The organism is Streptococcus parasanguinis (assembly GCF_047465465.1).
GTDB lineage: Bacteria > Bacillota > Bacilli > Lactobacillales > Streptococcaceae > Streptococcus > Streptococcus parasanguinis_AI.
In genome coordinates this window covers 175,992-194,410 of record NZ_JASGZU010000001.1, presented here as the reverse complement: position 1 = coordinate 194,410, position 18,419 = coordinate 175,992, and the positions used below count along the sequence as shown (strand labels likewise).

Sequence of the window (18,419 nt, the reverse complement as noted above, 5' to 3'; positions counted from 1 at the left end):
CTATCAATTTATGGTAGAATAGTAACGATTGAATGAATAGAAAAAGAAAGTGATGCAAATGGAAACATACTACAAAGCCATTAACTGGAATGCGATCGAAGATGTCATCGATAAATCGACCTGGGAAAAACTGACAGAGCAATTCTGGTTGGATACACGTATCCCTTTGTCAAACGACTTGGATGACTGGAGAAAGTTATCTAATAAAGAAAAAGACCTAGTTGGTAAAGTCTTTGGGGGATTAACCCTTCTAGATACCATGCAATCTGAAACAGGTGTTCAGGCTCTTCGTGCGGATATTCGTACTCCCCATGAAGAAGCTGTCTTTAACAACATCCAATTTATGGAATCTGTCCATGCTAAGTCATACTCTTCTATCTTTTCTACTTTGAATACTAAGTCAGAAATCGAAGAGATTTTCGAATGGACCAACACCAATCCTTTCCTTCAAAAGAAGGCAGAAATCATCAACGAAATCTATCTCAATGGGACCCCTCTTGAAAAGAAAGTCGCCAGCGTTTTCCTTGAAACCTTCCTCTTCTACTCTGGTTTCTTCACACCTCTCTACTATCTTGGAAACAACAAATTAGCCAACGTAGCTGAGATCATCAAGTTGATCATTCGGGACGAATCAGTTCACGGAACCTATATCGGCTACAAGTTCCAACTTGGATTTAACGAATTACCAGAAGACGAACAAGAGAAACTCAAAGAATGGATGTATGATCTTCTCTACACCCTCTATGAGAATGAAGAAGGCTACACAGAGAGCCTCTATGATGGTGTTGGCTGGACTGAGGAAGTCAAGACCTTCCTTCGCTACAACGCTAATAAAGCCCTCATGAACTTGGGACAAGATCCGCTCTTCCCAGACTCAGCAGATGACGTTAACCCAATCGTCATGAACGGAATCTCAACCGGTACTTCTAATCACGACTTCTTCTCTCAAGTCGGAAATGGTTACCTTCTCGGTGAAGTAGAAGCTATGCAGGATGACGATTACAACTACGGCCTATAAGACAAAAACCTTTCCAGATGGAAAGGTTTTTAAATATAGACAACCTATTGTTTTACATAAAACAGATAGATGATTTTCAAAAAATGACTTTTATTTTTTGAAGATTAAAAACTTTCCGCCGTGAGAAAAGTGCTAGAAACAATCATGTTTCTAGCACTCGGGAGTTTTGGAACCTTAGGTCCAAAACTAAGTCATGGAACTTCTTTGAAGTTCGCTGACGTCCGTACTCACCTAAGAAAAGTTTTTTAGAAGACTTTATCTTCAATCTGAAACCTTTCCAGACGGAAAGGTTTTTTTGTTGCAATCTTTTTCTAATTGGATCTGCTTCTTTTTTGAAAAAAGAGGTTGAACAAACATCCAACCTCTCCTATTATTACAATTTACCTGCTACGGCATCCAACAATTCTTGGATCTTCGCTTGGTTGCTTCCTCCTGCCATGGCCATGTCTGGTTTACCACCACCACGTCCATCGACGATTGGAGCCAATTCTTTGATCACATTGCCTGCATGCACTTCTTTTGTCTTGCTGGCAACAAGGACATTGACCTTGTCACCGATGGCTGCGACAAGAACAAGCACATCAGAGTAATCTTTTTGTTTCCAGTTATCCGCAAAGGTACGAAGGGCACCTGCATCTGATACAGAAACTTGGCTGGCAATATAACGGTGTCCGTTTGCTTCTTGAACATTCTTGAAGACATCGCCTGCTGCCGCTGCTGCTGCTTTTTCCTTCAATTCTGCATTTTCTTTTTGCAATTGACGGAGTTGTTCTTGAAGACCTTCAACCTTGTGAGGGACTTCTTTGAGTTGAGGTGCTTTCAAGGTTGCTGCGACTGCTTTCAGTGCATCTTCTTGTTCACGATAAGCTTCGAAGGCTTCCTTACCAGTCACTGCCAAGATACGACGAGTTCCTGATCCGATCCCTTCTTCTTTGACAATCTTGAAGAGTCCAATTTCAGAAGTGTTACCTACGTGAGTACCACCACAAAGCTCTACTGAGTAATCACCGATAGTGACAACACGGACTTCTTTACCGTATTTTTCACCAAAGAGGGCCATGGCTCCCATTTCTTTAGCAGTATCGATATCTGTTTCAATCGTTTCGACTGCGATCGCTTCCCAAATCTTTTCATTGACTTGTTGTTCAATAGCGCGCAATTCTTCAGGAGTTACGGCTTGGAAGTGGGTAAAGTCAAAGCGAAGGAATTCTACTTCGTTGAGAGATCCTGCTTGGGTTGCGTGGTTACCAAGGATATTGTGAAGAGCGGCATGGAGCAAGTGAGTTGCAGTGTGGTTCTTCATGACACGATGACGACGATTGGTATCGATCGCCAAGGTGTATTCTTGGTTCAAGGCAAGAGGAGCAAGAACTTCAACAGTATGAAGTGGTTGTCCATTTGGTGCCTTTTGTACATCTGTTACAGTAGCTACGACATTTCCTGTAGCATCCAAGATTTGACCATGGTCCGCAACTTGTCCACCCATTTCAGCGTAGAATGGAGTTTCTGCAAAGATCAGTGATGCAGTCCCTTCTGATACAGCTTCTACTTCAGCATTATCTGCTACGATAGCCACCAACTTAGAAGGCAATTGGCTGGCATTGTAGTTGAAGCTACTTTCAACTGTAATGTTTTGAAGGGTTTCATTTTGCATCCCCATAGATCCACCTTTGACAGCAGATGCACGCGCACGTTCTTGTTGTTCCTTCATAGCCGCTTCAAAACCGTCACGATCGACCGTCATTCCAGCTTCTTCAGCGATTTCTTCTGTCAATTCTACTGGGAATCCGTATGTATCATAAAGTTTAAAGACATCTTGACCAGCAATCACTGTTTGACCTTTAGCTTTCAAGTCTTCAACGATGGTTTGGGCAAAGTGTTGACCAGAGTTCAAGGTACGAGCAAATGATTCTTCTTCACTCTTGATGATTTTTTCGATGAAGTCTTGTTTTTCAAGTACTTCTGGGTAGTAGCTTTCCATGATCTTCCCAACGGTTGGAACCAATTTATACAAGAAGGTTCCTTCGATCCCCAATTTTTGCCCATGCATGGAAGCACGACGGAGGAGACGACGAAGAACGTAACCGCGTCCTTCATTACCTGGAAGAGCCCCATCACCAATCGCAAATGAAAGCGAACGGATGTGGTCAGCAATCACCTTGAAGCTCATGTTATCGCCATCTGGATCATAGGTCTTACCAGACATCTTTTCCACTTCACGGATGATTGGCATGAAGAGGTCTGTTTCAAAGTTGGTCTTCGCTCCTTGGATAACGGCTACCAAACGTTCCAAACCAGCGCCCGTATCAATGTTCTTGTGTGGCAATTCCTTGTATTCGCTACGAGGAACAGCAGGGTCTGCGTTAAATTGTGACAAGACAATGTTCCAGATTTCGATGTAACGGTCGTTTTCGATATCTTCTGCAAGCAGACGAAGACCGATATTTTCAGGGTCAAAGGCTTCTCCACGGTCAAAGAAGATTTCTGTATCTGGTCCAGAAGGCCCTGCACCGATTTCCCAGAAGTTGTCTTCGATTGGGATCAAGTGACTTGGATCTACCCCAACAGCGATCCAACGGTTGTATGAATCCTTGTCATCAGGGTAATAGGTCATGTAAAGTTTGTCTTTAGGGAAATCAAACCATTCCGGACTTGTCAAAAGCTCATAAGCCCAGGTAATGGCTTCATCACGGAAGTAATCTCCGATAGAGAAGTTCCCCAACATTTCAAACATGGTATGGTGACGGGCAGTTTTCCCTACGTTTTCGATATCGTTGGTACGGATGGCTTTTTGCGCATTGGTAATCCGTGGATTTTCAGGTTTGATGGTTCCATCGAAGTATTTTTTAAGAGTGGCAACCCCTGAGTTGATCCACAAAAGCGTTGGGTCGTTTACTGGAACCAAGCTAACAGATGGTTCTACAGAGTGGCCTTTGCTTGCCCAGAAATCAAGCCACATTTGACGGACTTGTGCACTAGATAATTGTTTCATATTTTTCTCCTAATTTTTTTAAGCTTAATTTGCGCCAGCTTCTAACATTTCGACATAATCGATGGCGACACAAAGTGAGATGACTAAATCAGCGTATTCATCCTCATACACCGATACTTGGTAGGTAGAGGTTAGATGAAAGAGTTCCTTGCTAATCTCAGCGACGATTTGATCCCGATCATCAAACAATTTGAATTCTAGGTCCCAGATATTTCCCTGTACCCGCAGTCCCAAATCTTCGATATCGTATTTGTCTCTAAAGAGCGTCAGTTTTTTATGGATAAAAAAGCGGTCCCCATCCTTCAACTCAACCACAAATTCGGGAAGAAAGCTGATTGTTTTTTTGGTGATATGGCTCACTTCTTGTCCATTCTTATCGTAGATGGTAAAAGTCTTGGGAATCTTAAGAAAAGATCCCTCAACCTGGTACTCAACATTTCCCAACTCATCTTTGATATCGAACCGCTCGCCACCCAATCGAAATTTTTGTTTCACTTGATAGGTTCGCATCTTTTGATCTCCTTTAAAAAGCTCCAGACAACTGCCCACAAACAAAAGACAAGCCACTAAACGAAGGGCGAAAAACCGCGGTACCACCTTCATTCAATGAACTTGTCATTCTTCATTTTATATGCAATTGTCTCAGCCGAGTAGCAAAATCATTTCTCTTCCATGGCTCACACCCCCGCCACTTCTCTGATTCCGAGTAACAATGATTTATTCTCAACTATTTCATTATACAAGTTCCAAAAGGAACCGTCAACTATTTTTTAGATGATGATTTGCTATCGCTCGTTTGAACACCGATATTTTGCAAATATTGGTTGAAGGTTGATTTGAAGGCATCATCTTTGACCTTGATATTGGCATTGGTCATCGCTTTTGCAATAATGCTACGGATGTAGTTAGTATCTTGCTTACGACCGTCAACAATGATCTCTTTCAAACGTTTTTCGTATTTCTTCCAGTCAGAACCTTTTTCTGTCTTCTTATTCAATTTGACAATATAGTAGCTAGCAGAATAGTTTTGACCTGCTGAAACTGTGATCACATCTGAAATGCCGTTTTCATCCAATTTAAAGGCAGCTTCTTTGACTTGAGATGGGATACCTGATGTTCCTGAATCGAACTTAACTTCGCCACCTTTATCTTTTGTAGCAGTATCTGTTGAATTGTCTTTGGCGATTTGGGCAAAGTCTGCACCTTCCGCTTTAGCAGCTTCCAACACTTCTTTTGCTTTATCTTCTGAATCTAACTTGATAATTTGTGCTGTTACTTCTGGTGTGTAAGATTCAAAAGCTGCCTTGTAGTCAGACTCTTTGATATCTTTCTTAGCCGCTTGGTTGACTGCATATTCCAACAACATATTGCTACGGATTTGTTTCTTCGCTGTTTCTTCCGTCAAGCCTTGTTGCGCCAAGTATGCATCGAATTGGTTACCTAATTGTTTCTTTTGTTTAGCCAATTCTTTATCGACTTCTTTATCAGAAACTTTTGATCCATATTCTTTTTCAAAGACTTTATTGATGGTCATTTGGAAAAGAACTTGTTGAGCACCTTGGTTGTTTTTGATTTCATTATAGAAATCAGAAACTGTAATCGTGTCCCCTTTCATGGTCACGATATCTTTGTTTGTGCCATTGGCACACGCTGCTAGTGTTACGACTGATAGCAAGGTCACAGCACCTGCTACAAGTTTTTTCTTCATGAAAATTATTCTCCGTTCCTTTTTAAACTTCTTCTATTTTACCACAAATTAGAGAGAATACCTTAAATTTACCTAAAAAGAGCTAGGATCCGGCAAGGTTACCGTCTCTGTATTTTTCCGAATCATCAAAATACCATCTCCAAGTGGCACCAAACTAGCGGTCAAATCTGGATGATTGAGAGTCGCATGAAAGAGGTTCTGAAGCCCCCGGTAAATGGTTCGTTGCCCACGACGCACTTCCATGATGTCCTTGGCAACATCTCCTCCTTGGAAAATATCATCCAATACCACGACTCCCCCAACCTCTAAGAGTTCGAGAATTCGTGGCAAAAAGACGATGTACTTAGACTTAGCAGAGTCCATAAAGACAAAGTCATAGGTCTCTGTTAAATCCTGCAAGACATCTACTGCATCTCCTTCAAGCAAGGTGATTTGTTTTCTCTGATCGTATTTAGCCAGATTTTCCTTGGCAAAGCCAATCATCTCTTCATTCCGATCAATAGTGGTAATTTGTGCATCGGGAGCATTTTCAGCCATTAAGAGCGCTGAAAATCCAATTGCTGTCCCAATTTCCAGGATTTTCTTTGGTTGTAGGGCTTGCAGGAGTAGTCTAAAGTAAGCTACCGTTTCATGCGGAATAATCGGAATATTTTCCTTGCGGGCGAATGCTTCTAACTCCTCCAAGGCACCTGCTACCGGTTTTTGACGCGTGCGCATAAAGTCAACGATCTCGTCTTTAACCACTGGCCGGCGCATATTGTGGTTGGCATTTTTACTATAAGACTCTACCATCTTATGCGAGTCCTAATTTTTCTACTAGGGCTTCAAATTCATTCAACCGACGTTCAAAGACCGCAAAGGCTGCGTCCAAGTAGTCTTCTTTTTCCATATCCACACCTGCTTTGCGGATGACATTGAGTGGATAATCAGAATTTCCAGCTTTCAAGTAGTCGATATATTTATCACGATCTTCTTGTGTTCCATGAACAATCTTTTCAGCTAAGGCTGAAGCTGCTGCAAAACCTGTTGAATATTGGAAGACATAGTAGTTATAGTAGAAGTGAGGAATCCGAGCCCATTCATATTGGATCTCAGGGTTGTCTTCTTTTGAAAGACCATAGTATTTTTCATTGAGCTCTGCATAAAGGTTGTTCAAGAACTCACTAGTCAAAACGGTACCTTCTTGGTCTGCTTTATGGATGGCATGCTCAAATTCAGCAAACTGCGTTTGACGGAAGACGGTTCCACGGAAGCCATCCAAGAAGTGATTCAAAATAGCAAAACGAGTTGCATCGTCTTCTACTTCTTCTAACAGACGTTCGGTCAGGATATTTTCATTGGTTGTAGAGGCGATTTCGGCAAGGAAGATGGAATAGTCCCCATAGACATAAGGCTGGGTTTCACGGGTATAGCTAGAATGCATACTGTGACCAGTTTCATGCACCAAGGTGAAGAGATTATCCAATGTATCTTGCCAGTTCAACAACATGAAGGCATTGGTATCATAAGAACCACCTGAATAGGCACCTGAGCGTTTTCCTTGGTTGACATGCACATCAATCCACCGTTCGCTAAAGGCACGTTTCACACGAGAAAGGTAGTCCTCACCCAAAACAGCCAAGACTTCTTCTGCTTTGGCCAACGATTCTTCATAGGTAAACTTGTAGTCTGTATCGGATAATGGCGTATACATATCGTACATCTTCAAGTCTGAGATTCCTAGAATTTTTGAACGCAATTGCACATAGCGTTGCAAGAGTGGCAAGTGTTTGTTGACCGCTGCCACCAAGCTATCATAAACACTTTCTGGTACAAAGTTTTCAGAAAGGGCCGCTTCACGGGCAGATGAGAATTTGCGAACTTTGGCATTAAAGTTGTGAACTTTCACATTGGTTTGCAAGGTTTTAGCATAGGTATGTTGGTACTGTTCATAAACCTTGTAGAGGCCTTCGTAAGCTTCTTTACGAACGGCACGATCTTTTGATTCTACCAAAGAAATATAGTTTCCATGGGTTAATTGAACCTCTTCGCCCTTGTCATCATGCACAGTTGGGAAAACAATATCTGCATTGTCCAAGATTTCAAAGGTTTCACCCCCAGCCGCAAAGATCTCACCAGCTCCTGCAAGTAATTCCTCTTCTTTTTGAGACAAGACATGTTCTTTTTTCTCTAGCAAACGATCAAAATAATGACCATATTGTTCCAAGGCTGGAACTTCACTCACAAAGGTCTTGTATTGCTCATCCGTAATGGCCATGAATTCAGGCTCATAGAAGGCAAAGGTTTCACCTAACAAGCTATAAAGAGACATCCCTTTTGATTGGTACTCTTGGTATTTAGCCACTCGTGTGTCTTGGTCATTTTTCATATGGGCATAGACGTAGACCTTTTCTAAACGACGACTCAATTCCAAATATGCATTGGTTGTATCCAACAGTGTTTGCGCTGAATCCAACAAATGGCCAGCATAGTGGCTTGCTGCTTTAATATCTGTAGCTAAGCTTGCTGCTTCTTCTTCCCAAGCTTGATCTGTCGCAAAAATTGTCGACAAATCCCATTGGTATTTTTCATCAATTTCATTACGTTGTTTTACCATTTCGATTAATCCTCCAATGGTATTATTTTAGCATAAAAATGAACATTTCGGGAGGATTTCTATCTTAGAAAGTTAGCTTTTCTGTTGAGCATAAAAACGTGGGGGATAGAGGATCTGAACAGGTTGGATCCCTTGCGACTGATAATAGGTCATAAACTGCTGGTAGTAATCTTCTACATCCTCTTCAATTTGAAGCAAGTTCTGTGAAAGGATCGGACGACAAAGAGGATAAAAGAAATCTAGCTCCAGTTCCATCAGATGGTTTCCCTGCAAATAGAGTTCTTCCTGAAGCTTCAGCCACTTTGGGTGACGATAAAAGAGTTGCTGCTGGATATACGTTAAAAATGTACGATCGAGCTCGACTGCCATTTGCCGCATGGGTTGTGAAAGATAAGGGGTCCGTAAGACTTCCAGTAAAGACCTTTGACCAAAAGGGAAAACTTCTGTTTGATAATGCAATCGCCCTCTCAAATCCTCATGGATGAGGTATTGCAAACGCACTTCTTTCTTTTCAAGATCCAATTCCCAAAGATGGAACCCGCGATTCTGACTAAAATAAAGAAAACCAGCCTGTAGCTTTGTCAGTCTTTCCTTGAGCCACAACTTTTTACCAAGTAACCAATAGACCTGGTAACCGTTGGATCTATACGCATCGCTTCTCTCCTTCAAGCGTTCTAAAGATAGGGGGCTGCACTGCACTTCCAAAGCTAAATTCTTGTCTACTACCAAAAGATCAGCAATTTGTTGAAAATCTGCTAAATAACTTTCTACTTCTGTATGAGACTCCTTAGAGGCCCAATCATAAAGACTGGCTTTCAATTCCAGATGTTCAAAACTCTCAGCTTCGTGATGGTAGGGACAATGCTGTAATTTTACATGAGCAAAATGAGCCCGTAGAACCGAGCCATTTTTTAGACGCACTGGACTATGACAAGCTAAGCAATAGAAGGGACCTTCTGTCACAGCTGGGATCTCTTCCATACAGTTCCACCGCTTTTGATTGTTATCCATGGCAATAAACATAGCCCCACCTCCTCATCTATATCATTCGAAAAAAATAAGAAAAAGGCTGGAAATTTCCAACCTTTTTTTGCTATTATTCGTCAGAATCTGAGTCTGAATCGTCACTAGAATCATCAGCAACAGGAGATTTACTCAATTCTTTCTGCATATCTTTCATTTCTTTACGAGTACTTTCCAACTCTTCACGAGCATCTTTCAAGATTTCGATCAAAGCTTCACGGTCTTCTTTAGGAACGACTGTGCTATCTGAACCGATGCTTTCCAAGCCTTCATTAAAGATATCTTTTTGGTTTTCTAATCCTTGCTTTAAGGTACTAATCATTGCATCGTATTGTTCTTTTGCAGAACCTGTCACAGAAGTACCTGCTTCTTCAGTAATAGAAACAGATTGATCCATTAATTTTGCAAACAACTTTTTGAAGTCTCCAACTGTTTTAGCCTTGCTGATTTCAGCGTCTGTTAAGAGGCTAGAAGATGAAGTCTCTTCTGAATCTGTTGAATTATCCTTACTTTTTGAAGTGTTGGCAGATTTGCTCGTCACTTTAGTCGTTGATTGACTGTTTGAAGTTTCCTTCTTTGTGTCTTGTTTGTTTGAACAAGCAGCTAGGGAAAAGATCGTCAAAAGAGCAGCTGTCGATAAGATCATTTTTTTCATAAAATGGTCTCCTTTATATTTATTTTACCTCATTCTACCATCGAATACTTTGACTGTCAAATTAATCACTAGTTCTTAATATTAGCAAAAAAGTTGGACAAAACACTGTGAAATCAGTGTTTCTGTCCAACTCCTCGATGATTAGTCATACAATTGTAACAATTTCATTAGTCTACTTTGCCACCAAAAAGGCCGTGAGCCTTCCCTTGGGGCATTTTTAAGGCAAAGCTCAGCAAAAAGACGATCCCTACAACCCCTGCTAAAAAGAAACTCATGACTTGGTAACCACCTCTTTCAATACAGAGGGCTGCGAGAGGTTGTAAAAGAATGGTTCCTAAATAACGAGCTCCTTGGACAATAGCCATGGCAAGAACCAAGTCTTTGCCATTCACCTGTTGGGCAATAAACCGTAAGGAGACCATAATCAAAACCATCCCTGTTGTATGCTTGGCTAAAAGAGTCAAAAGCACTTTTAAGAAGACAGGACTTGGAAGAGCGTAGACAACATATTGAGCAAAAATAATCCCGATTGGAAGAGCGATCAAAACCCGTAAAGGCCAGTGGTCCATGAATCGATCAGAGAAAAAGATCAAGGGAGCTTCCACTACGACGGAGATAGCTACAACCGTAGAGGCAATATGGACTGGTAGACCACTATCCATGAGTAGCTCAGGAATATAGGTATGACCAATATTTCCAACCCCTGAAGCCAAGCCAATCAACACAATAAAGAAGAGATAAGGTCCATTGTGAAGAAGAGGACGAATAGAGACAGGGTGTTTTTCCTTTTCTACGACTGTCTCTTTTTTCTTCATTCGAACCGCACTTAGACAGAAAATGCTGAGTAAAATGGTGATCAAAACCGTATAATAAACAGCTTGGGGGCTAAACTGATGATAGACCCAGCCGGCTATTTGGACACCGACCGAGTAGCCAATGGTTCCCCAAACGCGAATCTTCCCAAAAGCGTATGGACTTTGCGTTGCAAATACTTCCATCATGGGAGCTGTCCCATTCAAACAGACTAGAACAATCCCATAAAAAACGGTCAGCCAAAAGAGATTGGGGGCCCAAAGAAAACCGAAGACACCACCAATGATCACACTCAGACTGAGGGTCGTCATTTTTACGATTCCAAATCGCTCATTGATATAACCAAAGAAGGGTTGGGCTACCATGGATAAGAAAAAAGCAACCGATACCAAGGTCGACACTTGGGTTGCACTATAGTGCTTTCCCATCAAATAGACGGAAATGAGGGTCGTAAAGAGAGATGTGGACATAAAATAAAAACTATAGAGCAACATATAAGCCGCATAAGAATTTCGGAATTTTTTCATATGAATCCTTTCTAAAAATATCGGAATGAGACAATGACAAAACCCAACTGACAATCAGTTAGGTTTTATTTTACTCTTTATTATAGCGCTTTTGAGCCTCTTTTTTGCGTCTCTCACGACTTTGTTTTTCAATCGAGAGAATGATGACAAGAATGAGAATTGGAATCAAGATCAGGAAGTGATCCAGCGAAAGCCATTTACTGTGCTTAGCCGTTGTCTTTTTCCCACTTGCTGTTTCTTTGACAAGCTCTGGCTTGGCCCCTTCTTCTACCTTCATATCATCTCGGATACCTTCAGACAACGTGTAGAGATCATTATCTACTGTCAGATAGCCATCTTTTACCGCAAGGGTCGGTTCTTTAGCACCTTTTTTGACCGTTGCATAGAAGGGTTTTTCAAGTGTATAGGTCTTGCCGTCAATCTTCTGGACACCTGCATCTAGCAATTTTTTATAGCCAAAATCTTTATAGGCTTTTTCGATCAAGGCATTGCCAAACGGGTGACGGTAATATTCCCCATCTTGGTCTGCCCAATCTCCTACGCCCATAATGACAGCAATTAAGCGCTGATTGCCCCGTTTGATGGTCGCGATATAGTTGAAAGCTCCACGAGGGCTTGAACCAGTTTTCAAACCATCCACACCTTTCAAGGCATACTTGGCTCCTGGCAATGAATAATTGTAGGTATCAAAGGTTTCCTCATATGGAGTCCCTTTTTTGACCGTGACTTGTGCTTGATTGGTATAGTTTAAAATATCTGGGTATTGATTGATAAAATGATAAACCAGAATCCCTAAATCACGCGCAGTTGTCTGGTTGGCCGCATCATTTGGATAATTGTTGACCTGATAGTAGCCCTGCAAGGTGGAGATGGCCGCCCCACTCGGGTTATTCCAGACCGTATTGGTCATCCCTAATTCCTTAGCCTTGGCATTCATGCGCTCGATAAAGGCATCTGGATCATTGTTGGACATGAGATTGGCCAACATGAGGGTCGATACATTTGAGGATGGAACCACTGTCATGGTAATCAACTCAGGAATTGTGTAGTCTACCCCAGCAACAATATTATTGTTGGAGATCTCATAGATCTTTCCGATCGCTTGGTCTGAAGCGGTCGCCTTGATCACTGTATCCTTACTGATCTTGCCATTTGCCATATCTTCAAACAAGAGATAGAGCGTCATGAGCTTACTCATGCTGGCAGGATCTCTGACTTCATCGATATTGTCTTTCCAAAGAACATTGCCCGTATTTCCGTCAATAATAAGCGAAGAATGTGGACGGTTAATGGCTTGGACATTGTCATTTGGATACATCTTTTGCGCCATATCCACCAATTCATCCGCACTCGCTAGAATTGGCTGGCATAAGAGACTCAGAAGGAGGCAAATATGGATCAAATATTTTTTTATCATAAACTTTTCCTTTATAACAGACTAATCAGCTGGAGGCTAAAATAAGCTTCTAGCCCTCATGCCCTTTCCTCTTGTCTCCCAGTAGATGAAAAGAGCTAATCCCAGCAGATAATTACTTGTATTGTACCATATTTTGAAGCAGAAAAAAACCTATCTGGCCCGAATAAATCGGCGATAGGTCCTGTTTTTTATCGACTTAACAAGCTCAAGGCTTCCTTATCCGCAATAATGGTCACATTTGGATGTCCTTGAAGGGCACTAGCTGGCACTTTTTCAGTCCTTTCACCCTCTACTGTACCTTTGATTGCTTGGGCTTTTGATTCCCCATAGGCAAACAAGACAATCGATTTCGCTGCTAAGATATTAGCAATTCCCATCGAAATGGCTTGGGTTGGTACATCTTCGATCTTATCAAAGAAACGAGAATTAGCCTCAATGGTAGAGTCATCCAACTGAACTAAGTGGGTCTGACTATCAAAGGATGTCCCTGGCTCATTAAAACCGATATGCCCATTGCGTCCGATTCCCAAGATTTGTAGGTCCACTGGATGGTCTTCGAGTATTTTGTTATAACGGATCACTTCCTGATCGGCAGATTCTTCTACACCTGATGGGAGATAACTTTCTTTGAATGGTTTGGCATCAAAGAGATTTTTCTCCATGAAATACCGATAAGATTGAGGATCATCTCCCGTCAACCCTACGTATTCATCTAAGTTTACACTGATTAGATTAGATAAGTCCAAATCACTTTCACGAATTTGTTTATAAAACTCAAGGGGACTGCTTCCAGTCGCAAGACCTAAGGTTTGAGCACCTTCCTTTAAGGTTTCTTTTAATATATCAAAGGCAACTTTTCCACCCTCAATTTGGTCCTTTACTTCAATAATTTTCATTGGATAGACCTCCTATTTCTCTATGCTTTTATTATATGGTATAGACCAATTTTTGTCAAGTGAAACCGCTATCTTTTTCTGGCATTTTTTTCATTTTCAAGTCGATTCGTGATATAATGAAAGGTATGATTGTATCACTATTATTCATCATTTTTTTGATCGGACTCCTTGTCTTTCTCTTATCTTTCTTGATTCATCAAAGAAAGATTCTCAAGGTCCTGATCTTTTTGATGGGAATCAGCCTGATGCTCTTAGCTGTCGGGACTACCATCTATCTACTCACAAATTTATTATAAAAGGAGCGCAAATGAATACCAACGACTTTGACTTTGATTTGCCTGAAGAACTGATTGCTCAAACCCCTCTTGAAAAACGAGATGCCTCTAAACTCTTGATCCTCGATCGAAAAACAGGGCAATTCCAAGACCGTCATTTTGATGCAATTTTGGATGAATTGGAGCCAGGAGATGCTCTTGTCATGAACAATACGCGCGTTCTACCAGCCCGCCTTCATGGGGTCAAACCAGAAACAGGTGGTCACGTCGAATTCCTTCTCCTTAAAAATACTCAAGATGACTGTTGGGAAGTCTTGGCAAAACCTGCAAAACGCTTAAAAGTAGGGGCCACAGTCAGCTTCGGAGATGGTCGTTTGACTGCAACGGTTGAGGAAGAATTGGAGCATGGAGGGCGCATCGTTCGCTTCCACTACCAAGGGATCTTTTTAGAAGTCTTGGAAAGCCTTGGTGAAATGCCACTTCCTCCCTATATCCATGAAAAACTGGCTGACCGCGAGCGTTACCAAACCGTTTACGCCAAAGAAAATGGTTCTGCTGCAGCTCCGACGGCAGGTCTTCATTTCACCCAAGAATTGCTCCAAAAAATTGAAGCAAAAGGGGTTCACCTGGTCTATTTGACCCTTCATGTGGGCCTAGGAACCTTCCGTCCAGTATCTGTGGACAATCTTGAAGACCATGAGATGCACTCTGAATTCTACCAACTTTCTGAAGAGGCCGCTGCTACCCTTCGTCAGGTAAAAGCTGCATGGAAACGCATCGTAGCCGTCGGAACGACTTCTATCCGAACTCTTGAAACGATTGGCAACAAATTTGATGGAGACATCCAAGCTGATTCAGGCTGGACCAATATTTTTATCAAGCCTGGTTATGAATGGAAAGTCGTCGATGCCTTTTCAACCAACTTCCACCTTCCAAAATCAACTCTGGTCATGTTGGTTTCTGCCTTTGCCGGCCGTGAATTAACCCTCGAAGCATACCACCATGCGATTCAAGAACGCTACCGATTCTTCAGTTTTGGGGATGCTATGTTCATCAAGTAAAGGAGTCTCTCATGAATAAAATTGAAAGTCGCCACCGCTTGATCCGCTCTATCATTTCTGAGCGTAGGATTCATACCCAACAAGAACTTCAAGAAGCCTTAGAAGCTAATGGCGTTCTCGTTACCCAGTCTACCCTTTCACGGGATGTCAAATCCTTGAATCTAGTAAAAATTAACGAGGGGGATAGTTCCTACTATGCCATGAACACCATCGCTCCTTCCCGTTGGGAAAAGCGCCTGCGGATGTATATGGAAGATGCCTTAGTTATGTTACGGCCCGTTCAAAACCAGGTCGTTGTAAAAACTCTTCCAGGTCTTGCCCAATCCTTTGGAGCGATCTTAGATGCATTGGAACTCCAAGAAATTGTAGCGACCATCTGCGGAGACGATGTCTGTTTGGTCATCTGCGAAGACAACCAAGGAGCTTTGGATTGTTTTGAAAAATTAAAAGAATTCACCCCACCCTTCTTCTTTAGTAAATAAAAAGTTTGGAAACTTGGTTTCCAAACTTTTTATTTTGTCGCTAGGCGCTGAATGGCTTCTCGATAGATTTCCATCGCAGCGTAGAGATCGTCAATTTTTGCTCGTTCATTGGCCTGGTGCTCGGTCTGTTCTGCACCTGGGAAAAGAGCGCCGAAAGCTACACAGTTTTCCATAGTTCGCGCAAATGTCGCACCACCTGAAGACATGGCTGGTGTCCTATCCCCAGTTTCTTCCTGGTAAACGGCCATCAAAGAGCTGACTAAAGGACTATCTAGCGGTACATATAAAGGAGCCAAATAGTCAAATTCTTCATACTCTAACTGATAGCTAGCCGCAATTTCTTGCAGACGAGCCACTAAATTCTCCTTATCTACAAGGACTGGAATTCGAATATCAATTCCAATTTCCGATTGCTCTTGATCGATCACAAGGGTCGCAAGGTTGAAGGAAAGATCCCCACTTGGTTCATCTGTAATTTTTCCAAATAGGGCTTCTCCAGTTGCATCCTCACCAACAGCATCTGCAATAAAGAGCAAGGCTGGGTGGGGTTGGATGAGGGACAGACTTTCCGCTAAACCGACAATGGCATTCACTCCTTCGGCTGCATCTTTGGAGTGCTTTGAAACTCCCATAACCATTACAGAATCTTCTGTTTGGCTATACTGAACCCCACTTTGATCCAAAACGGGAAGCAATTCTTCTAAACGATGACCTGCATAGGTCGCTTTATCTGGAACAACATTGAGGGCCTGACCAGCCTGTAAAGGAAGATCATCCCAACCTGGGCCATGCAATTTCACTTGTAATAAGCCTTTTTCAGCATAGGTTAATGGGAAAGAAGAATCCGGTGCAAACCCAAGATCCGCTTGTTCTTCAATTTGATTGTAGCGGTTCATACACCGCCACAAGGTTTCTTCATCCGTCCCAAAGATAAAGCGGATTCGTTTGGTAAACTGGACGCCATCATCCAGCAAACTCTTAACTGCATAGAGGGCAGCGAGTGACGGCCCCTTATCATCCTGTACACCACGACCTACTAGATAGTCACCGACAACAGTCGCTTCAAAGGGTGGCGTTTGCCAATCTTTTAGATCACCGGCTGGAACAACATCCAAGTGACAAAGAACGGCCAGGAGTTCCTCCCCCTGACCGATCTCTGCATATCCATAGTATCCTTCAGGATCTATATATGTTTGAAAACCTAATTCTTGAGCAAGCTCTAAGGTTTTTTCTAGGACATCTTGGATAGCTTGTCCAAACGGTGTTCCATTTTCCCCTTCATTTAACACAGAAGGGTAAGAAATGATGGTTTGAAGAGAGTTTAAAAACTGCTCTTTCACATCGTCCTTAATTCTTTTTTTCATGAAACACCTACTTTATTCTATTGCAAGAATGGAACCACAGTTCCTAGTAGAAGAAGGGCAATAGTAATCACAACAATCGCTACGACCAATTTACCCATGAATTTCCACCATGCACTCAAGTCAACACGTCCAAGAGCAAGAGCTCCCATTACGATACCTGAAGTTGGTGCGATCAAGTTCAAGACACCAGATGCAGATTGGTAAGCTGTAACAATCAAGCTACCTGGTACATTGACGAATTTACCAAGAGGTGCCATGATACCCATTGTTGCGCTGGCAAGACCAGATGATGATGGGATCAAGAATGACATTGGCAAGTAGAAAATGTAAGTCAAGACAATGAACAATTGAGATGAAAGACCTTTCAGTCCTTCTTCACCCCAGTGAAGAATTGTTGCAGTGATCATACCGTCGTTCATGATGACTTGGATACCACGTGCTACTGCTACGATAAGAGCAACACTCAAGAGGTCAGCTGCACCATTCATGAAGGATGAAATAATCTTATCTTCTTTCAAGCCATAAATGATACCAACAAGGATTCCCATGAAGGCAAAGAGCATAGCTGTTTGAGGGAAGTACCATGTACCAAGAGCATCTGTGTTACCGATCAATTGACCAAGGTAAGGAACTTTATGGAGAGATTCGTTGAAGCTGTCAAAGAATGTAATACCCAAATCTTTGAATGGGATAAATCCAGCAACCATGATGACGAATGTTGAAATGAAGACGAGCAAGACACGTTTTTGTTTCTTGTTCATTTGTGAAGGAATTTCTTCACCACTATCAACGTTGAAGTGTTTCAAATCTTCTTCACGAGTTGCATAGGTGAGAGATTTGGTTGGGTCTTTTTGAACCTTATCTGCATAACGGTATACATAGTAGGTGCTAAGTCCTGTCAATACGATCCAGAAGATAACACGGAGCAAGAGACCTGAAGCACTTGAGATACCTGCAGTATCAGAAGCGATAACTGTTGCAAATGGGTTCAATGTTGACGCCAAACATCCGATTTGTGATCCTAAGAGGATAATAGCCACCCCTGTCAAGCTGTCAAAACCAACAGACATCATAACAGGAACAAGAAGTGGATAGAAGGCCATAGTTTCTTCACCCATACCATAAGTTGTACCACCAAGGGCAAACAATGGCATCAAGATCAAGATCAACATTTTTTCACGGCCTTTGTATTTACGAACGATAGAAGCAATCCCTACATCAAGGGTACCTGTTTCGTTCACAACTCCAAGGAAACCACCGACCATCAAGATGAAGAAGGCTACGTCAATCGCTGCACTGGTTGGTGCTTTACCAAGCATGGCATTGATTGGAGCCATCAGGACATCCCAAATCCCTTGAGGGTTTTGTTTCACAGATTCATAACTACCTGCGATGATGGCACCAGCTTTATCAACTTTGTATTGACCAGCTGGAATGATCCAAGTTAACACTGCCATAATGGCAATGATGATCAACAATACGGAAAAAGATGAAGGCATCTTAAATCCTTTTTTCGTTTTTTCACTCATTTGTCTTCCTCCTAACGCAACAAAGTGTGAGTGATGTTTTACAAGAGTCTCTTGTAAAACGCT

General features: G+C 42.0%; 15 protein-coding genes. 3 read left to right on the top strand and 12 right to left on the bottom strand.

All coding sequences use genetic code 11. The annotated features are described in order from the left end of the window. Nucleotides 1-58: 58 nt before the first annotated feature. Nucleotides 59-1,018 carry a class 1b ribonucleoside-diphosphate reductase subunit beta gene (gene nrdF, locus QM351_RS01010; RefSeq protein ID WP_037608336.1) on the top strand — a complete coding sequence of 320 codons (960 nt, stop codon included), beginning with the start codon at nt 59-61 and terminating at the stop codon, nt 1,016-1,018. Nucleotides 1,019-1,391: 373 nt separating this feature from the next. Here the strand turns inward: nrdF and alaS are convergent, their stop codons facing one another. The 10 genes from alaS to QM351_RS00960 all read right to left on the bottom strand — a co-directional run bounded on the left by alaS (nt 1,392) and on the right by QM351_RS00960 (nt 13,645). Further along, nucleotides 1,392-4,010, bottom strand: coding sequence for an alanine--tRNA ligase (gene alaS / locus QM351_RS01005; protein ID WP_049483478.1), 2,619 nt, complete (start codon nt 4,008-4,010; stop codon nt 1,392-1,394). 24 nt (nt 4,011-4,034) lie between these two features. Then, on the bottom strand, nt 4,035-4,520 hold the full coding sequence (locus QM351_RS01000) for an LURP-one-related/scramblase family protein (RefSeq protein WP_195422915.1): 486 nt from the start codon (nt 4,518-4,520) through the stop codon (nt 4,035-4,037). Nucleotides 4,521-4,773: 253 nt separating this feature from the next. Then, on the bottom strand, nt 4,774-5,718 hold the full coding sequence (gene prsA, locus QM351_RS00995; RefSeq protein WP_272106478.1) for a peptidylprolyl isomerase PrsA: 945 nt from the start codon (nt 5,716-5,718) through the stop codon (nt 4,774-4,776). A 72-nt stretch (nt 5,719-5,790) separates the two neighbouring features. Then, nucleotides 5,791-6,510 carry an O-methyltransferase gene (locus tag QM351_RS00990; RefSeq protein ID WP_049496750.1) on the bottom strand — a complete coding sequence of 240 codons (720 nt, stop codon included), beginning with the start codon at nt 6,508-6,510 and terminating at the stop codon, nt 5,791-5,793. Between the two features lies 1 nt (nt 6,511). Next, the gene (gene pepF / locus QM351_RS00985) at nt 6,512-8,314 is read right to left on the bottom strand and encodes an oligoendopeptidase F (protein WP_070673837.1); all 1,803 of its coding nucleotides are present in this window, start codon (nt 8,312-8,314) and stop codon (nt 6,512-6,514) included. 72 nt (nt 8,315-8,386) lie between these two features. Then, the gene (locus QM351_RS00980) at nt 8,387-9,337 is read right to left on the bottom strand and encodes a competence protein CoiA (RefSeq protein ID WP_195422912.1); all 951 of its coding nucleotides are present in this window, start codon (nt 9,335-9,337) and stop codon (nt 8,387-8,389) included. A 73-nt stretch (nt 9,338-9,410) separates the two neighbouring features. Beyond that, nucleotides 9,411-9,992, bottom strand: coding sequence for a lipoprotein (locus QM351_RS00975; RefSeq protein WP_195422910.1), 582 nt, complete (start codon nt 9,990-9,992; stop codon nt 9,411-9,413). Nucleotides 9,993-10,159: 167 nt separating this feature from the next. After that, nucleotides 10,160-11,332 carry an MFS transporter gene (locus QM351_RS00970; RefSeq protein ID WP_129824304.1) on the bottom strand — a complete coding sequence of 391 codons (1,173 nt, stop codon included), beginning with the start codon at nt 11,330-11,332 and terminating at the stop codon, nt 10,160-10,162. A 70-nt stretch (nt 11,333-11,402) separates the two neighbouring features. Beyond that, nucleotides 11,403-12,749 carry a DUF1958 domain-containing protein gene (locus tag QM351_RS00965; RefSeq protein WP_049490513.1) on the bottom strand — a complete coding sequence of 449 codons (1,347 nt, stop codon included), beginning with the start codon at nt 12,747-12,749 and terminating at the stop codon, nt 11,403-11,405. A gap of 188 nt (nt 12,750-12,937) precedes the next feature. Then, entirely contained in the window at nt 12,938-13,645 is a 708-nt protein-coding gene (locus tag QM351_RS00960) for a glucosamine-6-phosphate deaminase (protein ID WP_004219627.1), read from the bottom strand. A 307-nt stretch (nt 13,646-13,952) separates the two neighbouring features. Here QM351_RS00960 and queA point away from each other — a divergent pair, with 307 nt between their 5' ends. After that, nucleotides 13,953-14,981, top strand: a complete 1,029-nt coding sequence (gene queA, locus QM351_RS00955; protein WP_272106477.1) for a tRNA preQ1(34) S-adenosylmethionine ribosyltransferase-isomerase QueA — start codon at nt 13,953-13,955, stop codon at nt 14,979-14,981. Between the two features lie 11 nt (nt 14,982-14,992). Beyond that, complete coding sequence (locus QM351_RS00950) at nt 14,993-15,463, top strand: arginine repressor (RefSeq protein WP_003006364.1); 471 nt, start codon at nt 14,993-14,995, stop codon at nt 15,461-15,463. A 29-nt stretch (nt 15,464-15,492) separates the two neighbouring features. Here the strand turns inward: QM351_RS00950 and QM351_RS00945 are convergent, their stop codons facing one another. Together QM351_RS00945 and QM351_RS00940 are read right to left on the bottom strand one after the other, a co-directional pair. Next, nucleotides 15,493-16,827, bottom strand: coding sequence for a dipeptidase (locus tag QM351_RS00945; protein WP_272106476.1), 1,335 nt, complete (start codon nt 16,825-16,827; stop codon nt 15,493-15,495). A 17-nt stretch (nt 16,828-16,844) separates the two neighbouring features. Next, nucleotides 16,845-18,356 (bottom strand): YfcC family protein, encoded by a 1,512-nt coding sequence (locus QM351_RS00940; RefSeq protein ID WP_049514056.1) that lies wholly within the window; start codon nt 18,354-18,356, stop codon nt 16,845-16,847. Between the last annotated feature and the right edge of the window lie 63 nt (nt 18,357-18,419).